At 71.1% G+C, this 15,984-nt stretch carries 13 protein-coding genes; 5 read left to right on the top strand and 8 right to left on the bottom strand.

Features of this window, described 5'->3' with window-relative positions; genetic code table 11:
• Window positions 1-68 precede the first annotated feature (68 nt).
• From pdhA to EJC77_RS15485, 3 genes are read left to right on the top strand one after another with little or no spacing between them, the layout of a single operon-like run.
• Window positions 69-1,280, top strand: coding sequence for a pyruvate dehydrogenase (acetyl-transferring) E1 component subunit alpha (gene pdhA, locus EJC77_RS15495; protein WP_240630291.1), 1,212 nt, complete (start codon window positions 69-71; stop codon window positions 1,278-1,280).
• Entirely contained in the window at window positions 1,277-2,254 is a 978-nt protein-coding gene (locus tag EJC77_RS15490) for an alpha-ketoacid dehydrogenase subunit beta (RefSeq protein WP_125614550.1), read from the top strand. Before pdhA ends, EJC77_RS15490 begins: the two co-directional genes overlap by 4 nt.
• A gap of 13 nt (window positions 2,255-2,267) precedes the next feature.
• Complete coding sequence (locus EJC77_RS15485; protein WP_125614547.1) at window positions 2,268-3,674, top strand: dihydrolipoamide acetyltransferase family protein; 1,407 nt, start codon at window positions 2,268-2,270, stop codon at window positions 3,672-3,674.
• 112 nt (window positions 3,675-3,786) lie between these two features.
• Here the strand turns inward: EJC77_RS15485 and EJC77_RS15480 are convergent, their stop codons facing one another.
• From EJC77_RS15480 to EJC77_RS15455, 6 genes are all read right to left on the bottom strand, one after another.
• A complete protein-coding gene (locus EJC77_RS15480; protein ID WP_240630290.1) occupies window positions 3,787-5,319 on the bottom strand; it encodes a carboxyl transferase domain-containing protein in 1,533 nt (510 codons plus the stop codon).
• Complete coding sequence (locus EJC77_RS15475; RefSeq protein WP_125614544.1) at window positions 5,316-6,494, bottom strand: CaiB/BaiF CoA transferase family protein; 1,179 nt, start codon at window positions 6,492-6,494, stop codon at window positions 5,316-5,318. Before EJC77_RS15475 ends, EJC77_RS15480 begins: the two co-directional genes overlap by 4 nt.
• Entirely contained in the window at window positions 6,491-7,948 is a 1,458-nt protein-coding gene (locus tag EJC77_RS15470) for an amidase (protein WP_125614540.1), read from the bottom strand. Before EJC77_RS15470 ends, EJC77_RS15475 begins: the two co-directional genes overlap by 4 nt.
• The gene (locus EJC77_RS15465) at window positions 7,945-9,408 is read right to left on the bottom strand and encodes a sodium:solute symporter family protein (protein WP_205787402.1); all 1,464 of its coding nucleotides are present in this window, start codon (window positions 9,406-9,408) and stop codon (window positions 7,945-7,947) included. Before EJC77_RS15465 ends, EJC77_RS15470 begins: the two co-directional genes overlap by 4 nt.
• Window positions 9,405-9,656: a hypothetical protein gene (locus EJC77_RS15460; protein ID WP_125614537.1), complete on the bottom strand. Its 252-nt coding sequence runs from the start codon at window positions 9,654-9,656 to the stop codon at window positions 9,405-9,407. Before EJC77_RS15460 ends, EJC77_RS15465 begins: the two co-directional genes overlap by 4 nt.
• 116 nt (window positions 9,657-9,772) lie before the next feature.
• Window positions 9,773-10,744 carry an Lrp/AsnC family transcriptional regulator gene (locus EJC77_RS15455; protein ID WP_125614534.1) on the bottom strand — a complete coding sequence of 324 codons (972 nt, stop codon included), beginning with the start codon at window positions 10,742-10,744 and terminating at the stop codon, window positions 9,773-9,775.
• Window positions 10,745-11,048: 304 nt separating this feature from the next.
• On the opposite strand from EJC77_RS15455, the gene EJC77_RS15450 reads away from it, so the two are divergent.
• Window positions 11,049-11,861, top strand: coding sequence for an SGNH/GDSL hydrolase family protein (locus tag EJC77_RS15450; protein ID WP_125614531.1), 813 nt, complete (start codon window positions 11,049-11,051; stop codon window positions 11,859-11,861).
• A 2-nt stretch (window positions 11,862-11,863) separates the two neighbouring features.
• On the opposite strand, the gene EJC77_RS15445 is transcribed toward EJC77_RS15450, so the two are convergent.
• Both EJC77_RS15445 and ald read right to left on the bottom strand, forming a co-directional pair.
• The gene (locus tag EJC77_RS15445) at window positions 11,864-13,090 is read right to left on the bottom strand and encodes an aminotransferase-like domain-containing protein (RefSeq protein WP_125614623.1); all 1,227 of its coding nucleotides are present in this window, start codon (window positions 13,088-13,090) and stop codon (window positions 11,864-11,866) included.
• Window positions 13,091-13,297: 207 nt separating this feature from the next.
• The gene (gene ald, locus EJC77_RS15440) at window positions 13,298-14,410 is read right to left on the bottom strand and encodes an alanine dehydrogenase (RefSeq protein ID WP_125614527.1); all 1,113 of its coding nucleotides are present in this window, start codon (window positions 14,408-14,410) and stop codon (window positions 13,298-13,300) included.
• 228 nt (window positions 14,411-14,638) lie between these two features.
• Between ald and EJC77_RS15435 the strand changes: the two genes are divergently transcribed.
• Window positions 14,639-15,856, top strand: a complete 1,218-nt coding sequence (locus EJC77_RS15435) for a PucR family transcriptional regulator (protein WP_125614524.1) — start codon at window positions 14,639-14,641, stop codon at window positions 15,854-15,856.
• The last annotated feature ends 128 nt before the right edge of the window (window positions 15,857-15,984 follow it).

Here is a 15,984-nt window from a genome sequence, read left to right as displayed (position 1 = left end):
CATATACAAACCAGGCGTGTCATCGACCCGGGGCTGGCCCCGGCGCACATGGCAGACGAGGAGACGGCATGGGCGTAGCACGGCAACCGGCAACCGGGCCCGACATTGTGGACCTGGCCGACACGGCCGGCGTGGCACGGCCCGGCAGCATCGGCCCCACCGACATGGTCCAGCTACTCGACGCGCAGGGCCGGCGTGTCAGCGATGACGCGTTCGGCCCGTATGCCGACGCGCTCGACCCGCAGACGCTGCGCGGCTTTTACAAGGACATGGCCGTGGTGCGCCGCTTCGACGCGGAGGCCACGGCCCTGCAGCGGCAGGGGGAGCTGGCGCTGTGGGTGCCGGTGATCGGCCAGGAGGCGGCGCAGATCGGCTCCGGCCGCGCCCTGGCCGCCGCCGACTACGTGTTCCCCACGTACCGCGAGCACGGCGTCGCGCTGACCCGCGGCCTGGACCTGGCGGACCTGTTCAAGCTGTTCCGCGGCATCTCCAACGGCGGCTGGGACCCGCGCGAGACGAACTTCCACCTGTACACGCTCGTCCTGGCCGCCCAGACATTGCACGCCGTCGGCTACGCCATGGGCATCAAGCGCGAACTGGACGCCGGGCTCGCCACCGAACCGGCCGCCGTCGTCGCCTACTTCGGCGACGGCTCCAGCAGCGAGGGCGACGTGCACGAATCGATGGTGTTCGCCACCTCCTTCAACGCCCCGGTGGTGTTCTTCTGCCAGAACAACGAATGGGCCATCTCGGTGCCGTTCTCCGTGCAGTCGAAGGTCCCGCTCGCCAACCGCGCCGCCGGCTACGGCATGCCCGGCATCCGCGTCGACGGCAACGACGTGCTGGCCGTGCACGCCGTCACGCAGTGGGCGCTGGAGCACGCCCGGGCCGGCAAGGGCCCCGTGCTGATCGAGGCGGCGACGTACCGGCTCGGCGCGCACACCACCGCCGACGACCCCACGAAGTACCGGCCCTCCGCCGAGGAGGCGGCGTGGCGCGCCCGCGACCCGCTGCTGCGGCTGGAGACATACCTGCGCACCGAGGGACTGGCCGATGACGCGTTCTTCCGGCAGGTCAAGGACGACGGCGACGCGCTGGCCGCGCATGTCCGTTCCGCCGCGCTGGCCCTCACCGGCGAGGGGTTCGAGCGCCGATTCGCCACCGTGTACGCCGAGGCGCACCCGCTCGTCGCCGAGGAGGCGGCGTGGTTCGCGCAGTATGCGGCCTCGTTCGAGGACGCGGACCCATCCGACTCAACCCGTGAAGGCGGCGTCGCATGAGCACGACCATGACCATGGCCAAGGCCATCAACGCCGGGTTGCGCGCCACCCTGGCCGGCGACGACAAGACGCTGCTCATGGGCGAGGACATCGGCCCGCTCGGCGGCGTGTACCGCGTCACCGAGGGCCTGGCCCGCGAGTTCGGCACCGACCGCGTCGTCGACACTCCGCTGGGCGAGTCCGGGATCGTCGGCACGGCGATCGGCCTGGCGCTGCGCGGCTTCCGGCCGATCTGCGAGATCCAGTTCGACGGATTCGTGTTCCCCGGCTTCAACCAGATCACGACCCAGCTGGCCAAGATCCACACCCGCTCCGACGGCATGTTGAGCGTCCCGGTGGTCATCCGCATCCCGTACGGGGGCGGCATCGGCTCGATCGAGCACCACTCCGAATCGCCGGAGGCGCTGTTCGCGCACACCGCCGGGCTGCGCATCATCACCCCGTCCAACCCGCACGACGCCTACTGGATGATCCAGCAGGCCGCCGCCTGCGCCGACCCCGTCATCGTGTTCGAGCCCAAGCGCCGCTACTGGCTCAAGGGCGAGGTCGACACGGCCGCGCCGGCGCGGGACCCGTTCAGCGCCCAGGTGGTGCGCGAGGGCACGGACGCGACGGTCGTCGCGTACGGGCCCCTGGTGCCGGTCGCGCTGGCCGCCGCCAACGCCGCCGCCCAGGACGGGCACAGCCTGGAGGTCATCGACCTGCGCTCGATCTCGCCGATCGACTTCGACACGATCGCCGCGTCGGTGGAGAAGACCGGCCGGCTGATCGTCACGCACGAGGCGCCCACGTTCGGCGGCATCGGCGGGGAGATCGCCGCCCGCATCTCCGAACGCTGCTTTTACGCGCTTGAGGCGCCGGCCATGCGCGTGGGCGGATTCCACATGCCGTACCCGGTGGCGCGCGTCGAGGAACACTACCTGCCGGACATCGACCGCATCCTCGAGGCGTTCGACCGCGCGCTTGCTTACTAGGAAAGGTAGATCCATGTCGACCTTGCACACCTTTAACCTGCCGGACGTGGGGGAGGGCCTGACCGAGGCGGAAATCGTCTCGTGGCGGGTCAGGCTCGGCGACGTCGTGGCCGTCAACGACGTCCTCGTCGAGATCGAGACCGCGAAGTCGCTCGTGGAACTGCCCTCGCCGTACGCCGGACTCGTCGCGCAACTGCTCGTGGCCGAGGGTGACACGGTCGCGGTCGGCACGCCGATCATCGCCATCGGCGCCGAGACGCCGGCGCCTGTCTTGGCCGAGGGCATCGCGCCCGCGCACCCCGACACGCCCGGCCTGGCCGCACAGAAGATGGGCATCCAGGTGCGCCCCAGCGCCGACGCCGACACGGACACCGGGGAGCCGGCCGCGAAGCCGCTGGTCGGGTCCGGCCCGAAGGCCGACGCCGTCACGCGCCGGGCGCGCCGCGGCGCACCCACCGCAGCCGCGGCACCCGCGCCCGTGCCGCCGTCGTCCGCTTCCGTGGCGTCCGTTTCCACAGCGCCGGCGGCTGCGGACCTGCGGGGCCGCGCCCTGGCGAAGCCGCCGGTGCGCAAGAAGGCGAAGGACCTGGGCATCGACCTGGCCGACGTCTCGGCGACCGGGCTGCGTGGCGAGGTGACGGCCCGCGACCTGCTCAGCTACCAGGAGCAGCGCGCCGCCGAACAGGACGGCGCCGGCACGTTCTGGGCGCCGGCCACCGTGGCCGGCGACGCGCGGGTGGAGCGGATCAAGGTCAAGGGCGTGCGCAAGGCCACGGCGAAGGCCATGGTGGAGAGCGCGTTCTCGGCCCCGCACGTGTCCATCTTCGTGGACGTCGACGCGTCGCGGACCATGGAGTTCGTGAAACGGCTGAAGGCGTCCCGCGACTTCGAGGGCATCAAGGTCTCCCCGCTGCTGATCCTGGCGAAGGCGGTGATCTGGGCGGCGGCGCGCAACCCGTCGGTCAACGCGACGTGGACCGGCGAGGAGATCATCGTCAAGCACTACATGAACCTGGGGATAGCGGCCGCCACCCCGCGCGGGCTCATGGTGCCCAACATCAAGGACGCCCAGGACCTGTCGCTGAAGGAACTGGCGATCGCGCTGAATTCGCTGGCGACGACGGCCCGCGCCGGCAAGACGCAACCGGCGGACATGGCCGGCGGGTCGCTGACGATCACGAACATCGGCGCGCTCGGCATCGACACGGGCACGCCGATCATCAACCCGGGCGAGGTGGCCATCGTGGCGTTCGGCACCATCAAGCAGAAGCCGTGGGTGCTGGACGGGGAGGTCATCCCGCGCTGGATCACGACGCTGGGCGGCTCGTTCGACCACCGCGTGGTGGACGGCGACCTGTCGGCCCGGTTCATGGCCGACGTGGCCGCCATCCTCGAGGAACCGGCGCTGCTGCTGGACTGATCCCCACGCCCTCCCACCGCTCGCAATCCCCAGCCGCTCCCACCGCTCGCAATCCCCAGCCGCTCCCTCCCGGCAGTGGCCCCCCGCGGCGGGGCCCTCGGGCGCGTGGGCCCTAGCCCAGGTGCCGGTACCGGTCGCGGCGCCGGTCGAGTAGCTCCGGGACGCCGATCGCGGCGATCTCGGCCAGTGTCGCCTCGATGGCGGCGCCCATCCGCCGGCAGAACGGCACCGGCTCGCCGGCGGCGTCGGGCCGTTCCGCGATGATGCGGTCGACGATGCCGTCCTCGAACAGGGCGGCCGCGTTGACGCGCTGGCGGCGGGCCAGCTCCGGGGCATGGTCCGTGTCGCGGTGGATGATCGCGCTGGCGCCCTCCGGCGGCAGCGGCGACAGCCAACCGTGTTCGGCGGCGAGCACCCGGTCACAGGGCACCAGGGCCAGCGCGCCGCCGCCGGACCCCTGCCCGAGCAGCACCGACACCGTGGGCGTCGTGAGGTCCAGCAGCGTGCTCAAGCACCGGGCGATCTCCCCGGCCAGACCGCCCTCCTCCGCCTCCTTGGACAGCGCCGCACCGGCGGTGTCCACGACCGTGACGAGCGGCAGCTCCAACTCCTGCGCCAGCCGCATGCCGCGCCGGGCCTGGCGCAGTGCGCCGGGACCCAGCGGCGCCTCCAGCCGCTGGGCGTGCCGGTCCAGTCCGAGCACGACGGCGCCGTGGTCGCCGAAACGGGCCAGCGCCAGCAGCAGGGAGCGGTCGCTCTCGCCCTGCCCGGTGCCGTTGAGCGGCACATGGTCGGCCGCCGCGATCCGCAGCAGCGACCGGACCCCCGGACGGTCGGGGCGCCGGGACAGTTCGATCGACGTCCACGCGTCCACCGGTTGTCTTGCGCCCGGCTCCGGCTCGGGTTGGGTCATGGTCGCCGGTGCCGGTTCCGGCGGGGCCGCCGGCTTGGCGGACATGATGGCCAGTGTCCGGGCGGCCATGCCGGCCAGGTGGCGCTCGTCCAGGACGGCGTCCAACAGGCCCTTCGCGTACAGGTTCTCGGCGCGCTGGACCCCCTCCGGGAACGGTTCGCCGTACAGCGACTCGTACACGCGCGGGCCGAGGAAACCGATGAGCGCGCCGGGCTGGCCCACGGTGATGTGCCCGGTGGACCCCCAGGACGCGAACACGCCGCCGGTGGTGGGGTGGCGCAGGTACACCAGATAGGGCAGCCCGGCGCGCTTGTGCCGGTTCACGGCGGCGGTGATCTTGGCCATCTGCAAGAACGCGACCGTTCCCTCCTGCATGCGGGTACCGCCGGAGACGGGCGCGGCGAGTATGGGCAGGCCCGCCGCCGTCGCCCGTTCAATGCCGCGCACCAGCCGCTCCGCGGCGCTGACGCCGATCGAGCCGCCGAGGAAACCGAACTCGCCGACCAGCACGGCGACGGCCACCCCGCGCACCGTCCCGGCGCCCGTCACGACCGACTCGTCGACGCCGGTCCTGGCTCGCGCGGCTTCCAGCTCCGGCCGGTACCCGGCCTCGATGGGCAGGGGTGCCGGCGGCGCGTCCCACGGCTCGAAGCTGCCGTGGTCGAGGACCAGGTCAATGAGCGCGGCGGACCCGATGCGCGACGGCGTGGCCACCGTGACCTCCGCGCTCACCGCTGCCGCCCCAGCCACGCGCGCACGGCGTCGTTGTCGGCGCCCAGCTCCGGGGGAGCGGTGTGCGCGGATGCCGTCGTCTCCGTGCCGTCCCCGTCGAAGAAGCGCAGCGGCGGGCCGGGCAGCCGGATCGGGCCCAGGCTCGGGTGGTCGACGGTCATGACGAGGCCCTGCGACAGGGTCTGGTCCCAGTCGTAGACCTCGTCGATGCCGCGCACCTTGCCGCACGGGATGCCGAGCTCATTGAGGTCCGCCAGCAGCCCGGCGGCGTCGCGATCGGCGAACAGTGATTCGACGGCGGCGACCAACTCCGTGCGGTGCGCCACCCGGGAAGCGTTCGTGGCGAACATGGCGTCCTCCAGCGGGCCGCCGAACGCCTGCCGGAACCGCTCCCACAGGGCCTCGGAGCCGACCGAGATCTGCACGCCGGAATCCCTGCAGGCGAACAGCCCGTACGGGGCGATCGAGGGGTGGTGGTTGCCCTGCGCCCGGCCCACCTGCCCGGCGACGGTCCACCGGGTGCCTTCGAACGCGTGGACGCCGACGACGGAGGCCAGCAGCGACGTGCGCACGACCTTGCCGGCGCCGGTCGCCTCCCGCTCGTACAGGGCGGCCAGCACGCCGACGACGCCGTGGATGCCGGCGAGCAGGTCCGCGATCGGCACGCCCACACGTTGCGGGTCGTCCGGGCCGGAGCCGGTCAGCGACATCAGCCCGGCCTCGCCCTGGGCGATCTGGTCATAGCCGGGGCGGCTGCCTTCCGGCCCGTCGTGGCCGAACCCGCTGATGGACAGCACGACCAGGCGCGGGTTCAGCTCCAGCAGCCGGTTCGCCCCCAACCCGAGCCGGTCCATGGTGCCGGGCCGGAAGTTCTCGATCAGGACGTCGGCGCGCGTGATCGCCTCGCCCAGGACGGCGAGGTCGTCCGGGTCCTTGAAATCGAGGGTGACGGACCCCTTGTTCCGGTTGCAGGACAGGAAGTACGTGGAGATGTCGCCGTTCGGGGTGGGCATGAACGGCGGCCCCCAGCGGCGGGAGTCGTCGCCGCCGCGCGGGTTCTCGACCTTGATGACGCGGGCGCCGAGGTCGCCGAGCATCATGCCGGCCTGTGGGCCGGCCAGCGCCCGGCTGAGGTCCAGGACCGTGATCCCGTCCAGCGGCTGGCGTGCGGTCACGGGCGTGCCTCCCGCCGACCGGCGGCCGCCGGCTCCGCCAGTGCCGGGCGCCGGTCCCCGGCCGGGTTCAGCCGCTCGAACGCGGCGGCGATGCCGAGCAACCGCGCGTCGTCCTGCTGCCGGGCGACGAGCTGGACCCCGACGGGCAGGCCGTCCGCGGTGAACCCGGCCGGCATGGAGATGGCGGGACAGCCGGTGGAGCTGATGAAATACACCGACCGCATCCAGTCAAGGTAGAAATGCGTCGGCTCGCCGTCGACGGCCGCCGGGTACTCCAGGTCCGCGTTGAACGGCGCCACCTGGCTGACCGGTAGGAGCAGCACGTCGTACCGGTCGAAGAACGCATGCGCCCGGTCGTACAGGGCCGCCTGCGTGGCCATGGCGGCGGCGACGTCGTGGCCGGACAGGGCCCGTCCGTCACGGATGTTGCGCGCCAGCGACGCCTTGAACTGGTCGGGGTGCGCATCGAGCAACGCGCCGAGACCGCCGTCGAACATGTTCGCGCGCAGGACCCGGAAGGACTCCTCCGCGCCGGTCAGGTCCGGGTGGGCGTCCTCGACGACGGCGCCGGCGCCGGCCAGCAGGGAGCGCTGGGCGCGCAGCACGGCCCGCACGTCGGGGTCGACCGGGAACGCGCCGCCGAGATCCTCCGAGTAGGCTACGCGCAACCCTGCCAGCGGGACGGGCGGCGGCTGCCGGAACGAGGTGCCCGGATCGCCCAACACCAGCGGGGTGCGGCTGGTCGGCCCGGCCATGACGGACAGCAGCAGGGCCAGGTCGTCGACGGTGCGGGCCATGGGGCCGGCGACGGCGATGGTCTGCAGCGGCATCGGCGTCGGCCAGATGGGGACGCGGCCCGGCGTGGGCCGGAACCCGACCACGTTGCAGAACGACGCCGGGTTGCGCAGGGAGCCGCCCATGTCCGAGCCGTCCGCCAGCATGACCATGCCGCTGGCCAGCGCCGCGGCCGCACCGCCGCTGGACCCGCCGGCCGAGCGGGACAGGTCGTACGGGTTGCGCGTGGTGCCGAACACGGGGTTGAACGTGTGCGAGCCGGCCGCCCATTCGGGCACGTTGGTCTTCGCCATGGTGAGCGCCCCGGCGGCGAGGATCCGCTCGACGAGCAGCTCGTCCTGGGCGCCGATGTGCTCGGCCATCAGCGGGGAGCCGTGCGTGGTGCGCCAGCCCTTGACCTCATGCGTGTCCTTGAACGCGAACGGCAGCCCGTGCAGGCGCCCCACGTCCGCACCGCGGGCCAGGGCGTCGTCGGCGGCCAGCGCCGCCTCGCCGGCGCGGTCGAAGTCGACGCTGACCAGCGCGTTGACGGCCGGGTTGACGCGTTCGACCTGCTCGCGGTGCAGCTCGAGGACCTCCCGGGCGGAGATCGTCTTCTCGCGCAGCGCGGCGAGCGTCTCACGGGCCGTGCTGAAGCAGGTGATGGTGGGGTTGCTCATGCTTGCACCTCGGCTTGTATCTCGGCTGGTTCGATGGGGGCGACGGCGGCCGTGCCGCCGCGCGCGACGCCGCGGATGACGGACTCGACGGCGGCAAGGACGACGACGTTGGCGACTAGGCCGATGATACCGCTGTCGATGTGGAACAGGTCCAGGTTCGCGAACGCGAACACGGCCACGACCGCGACGCCGGCGACGATGCCCGCCAGCACCGCGTACTTGCTGGCCAGCGGCTTGCGCCAGAGGGCGCACGTGATGCCCGGGGCCAGCTGCGACAGCCCGCCGAACGTGAGCAGCAGCAGGTTGGCCAGCAGGTCGGGGCGGCTGATGCCCAACACCAGCGACAGCCCCGCGGCCGCGACGACGATCAGGTGGTTGACGCGCAGCTTGAGCCGGACGTTGTCCGTCTTGAGCAGGTTGTTGGAGACCAGTGTGGAGATGCCGATGCAGATGGCGCCGGCCGGCACCATGGCCGCAGAGGCCGCCGCCACGGCGATCAGGCCCATCACCCAGCCCGGCAGCGCGCCGTCGGCCAGGGTCAGCAGCACGCCGTTGCTGGGGGTGCCCTTGGAGAGCACCAGCAGGCCGGTGAAGCCGATCAGCACGGGGAAGATGATGACCACCTGGTAGAGCGACAGATAGACGTTGTTGGAGCGGATGACGCGGGCGCTCTTGGAGGCCAGGATCGGCGGCCACAGATGCGGCAGGGTCAGGAAGCCGCTGCCGATGGCGGAAATCAGCATGCTGGTCAGCCACCAGGTGGTGTCGAACTTGCCGGGGTTGACTGTCAGCAGGGACTGGTCCATGGCCGCGACCTTCGTGAACACGCTGCCCAGCCCGCCCGCGTAGTGGACCGGGATGGCGATGACCAGCACGGCCATGGCGCCGATCATGAGCGCGTCCTTGACGTAGGCGACCCTGGCGATGCCGCGGATGCCGGCCCACACCACGAAGATGACGGTCAGCACGGTGGCGATCACCATGCTGGCCACACCGGAGGACGCGTTGCCGGTGACGAGGCGCACGATCAGGCCCAGCCCGGTGATCTGCAGCTGCAGGTAGGGGAGCAGGAACACGACGCCGCACAGGGCCACGATCTTGCCCAGCAGCGGGCTGCGGTACCGGTCGGCGAAGAAGTCCGCCTGCGTGATGTAGTTGCGCTTCTTCGCGTACTGCCAGATGACCGGGCCGATGAAGAACAGGCCCACGTAGCCGAGCGGGATGTACGGGATGGCGTAGCTGGACGCGGCGCCGGAGGCGAACGCGATGCCGGCCACACCCAGGAACGTGAAGGTGGTGAACCCGTCGCCGGCCTGCAGGAACCACATGGTCAGGGTGCCGAAGTTGCGGTCGCCCACGGTCCATTCGGCCAGGTCGGTGGGCGCTTTCTTGCGGCCGCGCAGGGCGATGATGGCGATGGCCAGCATGCCGACCACGGCGACGACGAAGGTGACGTTCACTGCTCGTCCCCTTCGAAGGGGCGGACGAGGAAGTACTCGACGACGGCCAGCGCCGGGGTGAGCATCAGCACCCAGACGGAGCACCAGACGATCAACGGGGGCAGCCCGAACCACAGCGAGGGGCTGTTGACCCAGGGGATGTATACGGCCGTCAGCAGGGCCACGACGGGGACGACGGGGGCCAGCAGCCACCAACGCCGGTTGCCGCCGATCCGCATCGCTTCGGCGATGGCATTCTTCTCACTCATGGCAGTCCTTCCGGGAGAGTTTCCTAGACTGTCCCGGGTGCGGGGACCCTGCCGCAAGGGGTCCGGCGAAGACGACGGATTCCGTCAATATCCGGACGGATTCCGTCAAATGTGGCCTAGACCACCCACGAATTTGCGCCCTTCGCTCGCCCGCTGCGCTTGCCGGCGAACAACACCATGTCCACCTCGAGGGCCTGGACATGTTCCGCCCAGGGCGCCGTGGTCAGGGTCCGGTACAGCGCCGCCTCGTTCGGTGCGGTGAGGTTGGCGACCAGCTGGTACTCACCCGTGGTGGTGGCGACGTACCGGACCAGGGGGGAGGCCAGGATGCCGTCGAGCAGCTGCGGCAACTGCGCCGGGCGGGCCTTGATCCACAGCATCGCCTCGGTGGGCAGCCCCAACAGGCCCGGTTCGACCACCAGGCGCAGCTGGATGCGCCGGGTCGAGCGCAGCATGGCCAGCCGGCGCCGGGCCGTGGGCTCGGAGATGCCGGCCGTGCGGGCCAGGCTGGCCGAGCTGACGCGGCCGTCGGCGATCAGTTCACGCACAATCGTCTGATCGGCCCCGTCCAGCGGCCGGGACATGGCCCGGTCCAGGTCCGGGTGCGGGGCGTCGGGCTCGCCCACGGCCGCGCGCTCCTCCTCGGTCAGGATGCCGGGATGCCACTCGTTGACCGTCCTCGGGTAGCTCAGCACGGGGTCGGCCGAGAACCGCACCAGCCCGACCGTGCCGGGCAGTTCGTCGAGGATGAGTTGCGGCAGCGCGTCCGGGCTGACGACGAGTTCGGCCACGCAGTCGGCCGAGCCGGTGAGCGCATACGCGAAGATGCAGTCGCGGCGTTGCGCCAGCGCGTTGGTGGTCACCCGCACGGTGCCGGGAGCGCATTGGACCCTGACCAGCACGGCCGAATCCGGCACAGCCAGGGCGGTCACGGCGATGCGACCCGATTCCAGCAGGGCGGTGCCGTAGCGGATGACGTTGCGTTCGGGTTCGTGCAGCGCGTCCGCGATCCGCTTCCAGCTGGCCCGCCCGTCCACCTGCAAGGCGGCCACGATGCGCTGTTCCAACGGGTTCAAGGTTCCGTTCATCATCCCTCCGGTGCCGGCCGCACAGTGCATGCCAAATGTACGTCATCCGGGGACGCGCCGGCCGCCTCCGGGCCGGGGATGCCCCGGTCGCTGTGGCGGTCGTCATGGCAGTGACGAGGGGCCCTTGGTAAGGTTGTGGTGCCGCTCGGGCGCCGGTGCCTTCCCGGTGCGGGGAAGCCCGGCCATAGCCAATCCCCAGCCCGTACCGGTGAACGCCGCAGGTCGCGGCGTCAGGCTGGAATCATGAGGAGACCATCGGCTCCGGTCACAGGAGCACTCGGTTGAGCGGCCCGGAAAGAAAAATATGACGAAACCAAGCGGCCGCACCAGGGCCGCCGCACCGACCAAACGCAACAAACGCCGGGGGTTCATGCTTGCGGCCGCCATTGCCGCCGTGTCCCTGGTGGGCGCCGTCGCGGCCGGCGCGGCCGTCGCCGTGCCCGCCCCACCTGCCCCCCAGCCGGTGAGGACCATCCAGGTGGACGTCATCGGAGACTCGCTGAGCACCGGATTCAAGACCCCGGGGAACACGTGGGTGGGCCAGGCCCAGCAGCTCGTGGCCGGCATGGGGTTGAAGGCGCAGATCACCAACGCCTCCGAGAACGGGGCCGGCTATGTCCAGACGGGGGAGAACGGCAACGTGTTCCTCAACCTGGTCAACCGCATCGTCAACGACAAGTCGCAGGTGGTGCTGGTCTTCGGCTCCGACAACGACGCCGGCCAGCCGGGCGTGGCCGCGGCCGTGCAAAAAACGCTGGACCGGATCAGGGTCCTGTCCCCACACGCGACACTGATCGTCGTGGGGCCCACCTCGGAATCCAATGACACAAACGGGCAATTGTCGGGGATCCGTGCCGCCCTGGCACAGGCGGCCGGCGCGCACGGCGCCAGGTACGTGGACCCGATCACGCTCAAGTGGTTCCAGGGTGACGAGAGCAAATACCTCGCTGACGACCTGGAACACCCCAACACGGCCGGCGAGCAATATCTGGCCAACCACATGACCGCGATCCTGGCGCCCGTCATCAAGGCCGAGGCGCTGCAGCAGGTGAAGCCGCCCACCTGGTCGGGATGGCGCCGCACGGCGGCCATCCTGCGGGTGGTGCACCTGCGCTGAGGCTACCGGTCGATGGCCGCCGCCAGCACCGGCGCCAGCCGACGCACCCCCTCACGCAGGTTCTCCGGCGTCGCCGAACTGAACGCCAGGCGCAGCTTGTTGCTCGGCCCCGGTGTTGCCGTGAACGCGGCCCCCGGAACGAACACGACGCCCGCGTCAATGCCCTCGTGCAGCAGCGGGTAGGTGTCCACCCCCTCCGGCAAGGTGAGCCAAACGAAGAAGCCGCCCGCCGGCGTCGTCCATGTGACGCCCGCCGGCATGAACTCCGCCAGGGCGTCGAGCAGGGCGGTGCAGCGCTCGCGGTACAGGGCCCGGTAGGTGCGTATCTGCCCCATCCAGTCGTAGCCGCGCAGGTATTCGGTGATGAGCATCTGGTTGAACGTCGGCGGGCACAGCGTCACGGCCTCGCTGGCCAGGTAGTAGCGCTGTTTGAGATGCGCGGGCACGAGCGCCCAGCCGATGCGCAGGCCGGGGGCGAAGATCTTGGAGAACGAGCCCAGGTACAGCACGTCGTCCGGGTTGCCGGCGCGCAGCGGGGCGGCCAGGTCGGCGTCGAACTTCAGCAGCCCGTAGGGGTTGTCCTCGAGCACCAGGATGTTGGCGGCCTTGCAGATGTCGACGATCTCCTGGCGGCGTGCCGGGGCGAGCGTGACGCCGGACGGGTTGTTGAAGTTCGGGATCGTGTAGAGCAGCTTGATGCGTTTGCCGGCGGCCGTGAGCTCGGCGATGCGGGTGCGCAGCGCGTCGGGGACCAGCCCGTCGGCGTCGACGGCGACCGGCTGCACCTCGACCTGGAACGCCTCGAACGCGTTCAGCGCCCCCACATAGGTGGGGTCCTCGATGAGGATGACGTCGCCCGGATCACAGAACACCTTCGCCGCGACGTCCTGGGCGGACTGCGACCCGGCCGTGACCACAACATTGTCGGGGTCGGCGTCGGTGATACCCTCGGCGGCCATGACGGCGCAGATCTGCTCGCGCAGCTCCCGGGTGCCTTGGCCGCCGCCGTACTGGAGCGCCTGCAGCCCATGCTCGGCGATGATGCGCCGGGCCGTCTCGCCCAGCCGTTCCAGCGGCAGGGACTGCAGGTACGGGTTCCCGCCGGCGAGCGACACCAGGCCGGGCCGCATGGAAATCTCGAACACGTCGCGCACGGCCGACTGCTTGATGTTCGCGGCGCGGGCGGACAGCAGCGTTTCGTGCGCGGGGCGGGGGCCGGCGTCGTCCATGTGGGCCTGCGCGCGGGACAGGGCGTCGACGGTTTCCTCGGACAGCTCGGTCGCGGCGTCGAGGGCGGCTGGGGCATGCGATGTAGGGTTCGTCACACAGCCAGCATAACGCCAATGTTTCCAAATAGGCACCAAAAGTTTTTGTGGAAGCGTTTTTCGGTGCCGGATCCACTCACGACGGCGGATCCGGCACCCTCATGACCGAGGCTAGACGAGCTGCAGCCAGTCGGTGGCCAGCGGCAGGTCGTGCGCGGACGAGACGGACCGGTGGGTGACCTGGCCGGCGGCCACGTTCAGCCCGGCGGCCAGCGCCGGATCGGCCGACAGCGCGTCCTTGACGCCCTTGTTCGCCAGCGCCACCGCGTACGGCAGGGTGACGTTGGTCAGCGCGTACGTGGACGTGTTCGGCACGGCGCCGGGCATGTTGGCCACGCAGTAGAATACCGAGTTGTGGACGTGGAACGTCGGGTCCTGGTGGGTGGTCGGGTGCGTATCCTCGAAGCAGCCGCCCTGGTCCACGGCGATGTCCACCAGCACGGAACCCGGCTTCATGCGCGCCACGAGGTCGTTCGTGACCAGCTTCGGCGCCTTCGCGCCCGGGATCAGCACCGACCCGATGACCAGGTCCGCGTCCAACAAGGCCCGCTCGATCTCCAGGGCGTTCGAGGCGATCGTCTTCAAGCGGCCGTGGTACATGTCGTCCAGCTCGTGCAGCCGGGCGATGTTGATGTCCAGGATCGTCACGTCCGCCCCGGCGCCCACGGCCATCGCGGCCGCATTCGTACCGGACACGCCGGCGCCGAGCACCACCACGTTCGCCGGGCGCACCCCCGGCACCCCGCCGAGCAGGATGCCCTTGCCGCCGGCCGGGGCGGTCAGGCACTGGGCGCCGACCTGCACCGAGAGCCGGCCGGCCACCTCGGACATGGGCGCCAGCAGCGGCAGGGCGCGGCCGGACTGGACGGTCTCGTACGCGATGGCCGTGACGCCGGAATCGATGAGCGCGTGGGTCAGCTCCGGCTCCGCGGCCAGGTGCAGGTACGTGAACAGGACCAGGTCCTTGCGGAAGTAGGCGTATTCGGTCGCAATGGGCTCCTTGACCTTCACGACCATGGCCGACCGGCCCCACACCTCGGCCGCGTCCGTGACCAGCTCGGCGCCCGCGCCGGCGTACTCCTCGTCGGTGATGCCGGAGCCGACGCCGGCCCCGCGCTCCACCAGGATGGTGTGTCCGTGCCGGGTGAGTTCGTGGACACCGGAGGCCGTCATGGCCACCCGGAATTCGTTGTTCTTGATTTCCTTGGGAACGCCGATGATCATGGCCGTCTTCCTTCGCGTGGGCGCCGTGGCGCGGGGTGGCCCGGCACCGGCCGGGCGTGGTTGCAAGAAAACAATACGGCCGGATTGTGAGGCACCTCATAGGCCGCGAACGGGGCGGGAGCGGACACCCCCGGAATTCCGCGGCGGACGGGCCGGAGGGCTCGACATTTGTCGCACAGCACCGGGTCAAGTGTCGCCTGCTGTCTGGATTGCCCCTACGCTTGAGCCATGCAAAACCGCGAGATCGAGGTCCTGGTCGAGGATCTGGCGCTCCGGCTGGGCCGCGGCCTGTCGCTGGAAGACCTCGACGGCGTGCTGCTTGCCTACAGCGCCAACCAGTCGCACGCCGACCGCGTCCGGGTGAACTTCCTGCTCAGCAAGCGCGTGCCCGCCGATGTCGCCGCGTGGCAGCTCTCGCACGGCATCGAGACCGCGGTGCGCCCCGTCGTCGTGCCGGCCAACCCGGGCCTGGGCATGCTGGGGCGCGTGTGCGTGCCGCTCATGGTGCGCGGCTTCCGCGTCGGCTACCTGTGGGTGCAGCAGGAGGAGGGTGAGGAAAGCGCGACGGCGATCCTCGCCCAGTTGCCGGCGGTGCGGGACGCGCTGGGGCTGCTGGGGGACCTGCTGCTCGAGTCGAACACGGCCGAGTCCGCGCACCGCCGCCAGCGCGAGGAACGGTTCCTGGCCGCCTGCGCCGGGGACGGGCACGCCGCCGCCGAGGTCGCGGACTGGGCCGAGGTGCACGGGCGCGGCCCGTGGCAGGTGGTCGCCGTGCACGCCGAGGCGGCCGGCGCCGGCGGTGACCTGACGACGGCCGACCCGCAGGCCGCCGTGCTGGCGATCCGGAATGCCGGGCTGCAGGCGACCATCGGCATCGACGAGGCGCTGTTCAGCGCGGGCGCGCAGACGCACGCGGTCATGCTGTTCCGGGCCACGTCGGGGCGGCTCCGGCACGAAACGGTGCTGGCCCGCTACCGGGGCGAGCTGGCCAAGCGGACCGGTGTGCCGCCGTCGTCCGCGGTCATGGGCGTGAGCGAGCCGTTCGGTCACGCCCGGGCGTTGCCGGAGGCATACCGGCAATCGTGCATCGCGGTCCAGGCGGCGGCCGTCGACGGCGACCTCGGCGACCTCGTCGACTACCGTGGCGCCGGCGTGTACGGGCTGCTGGCCGGGACGCGGGTGGAGCCGGAATCCGGCGTGTTGTACGGGCTGGTCCGTGGCGCCGACCGGGCCGGTGAACTGCTGCCCGTGCTGGAGCTCCTGTACGACAACGACGGGGCCATGGCGGCCGTGGCGGAGCGTCTGCACCTGCACCGGTCCACCGTGTACAACCGGCTGGCCCGGGTGCGGTCGATCATCGGCGCCGACCCGCTGGCCGGCCGCGTGCGCCTTGAACTGCATCTGGCGCTCAAGGCCGCACGCTGGGCCGGCCGCCCCCGGCTGTGATCGGCGGGGTCTCGCTCCCGCTGGTCGAGCCTGTCGAGACCCGACTAAACCGAAGTTACGTGGGCTTTCTGCCCGGTTTCGTTGAGTTTCCGGGTGGAAAGCCTTCTTTCGGCCTAAATATGTAGTCA

The organism is Specibacter cremeus (assembly GCF_003946885.1).
Classification (GTDB): domain Bacteria; phylum Actinomycetota; class Actinomycetes; order Actinomycetales; family Micrococcaceae; genus Specibacter; species Specibacter cremeus.
This window is presented reverse-complemented; position numbering and strand designations above follow the sequence as displayed.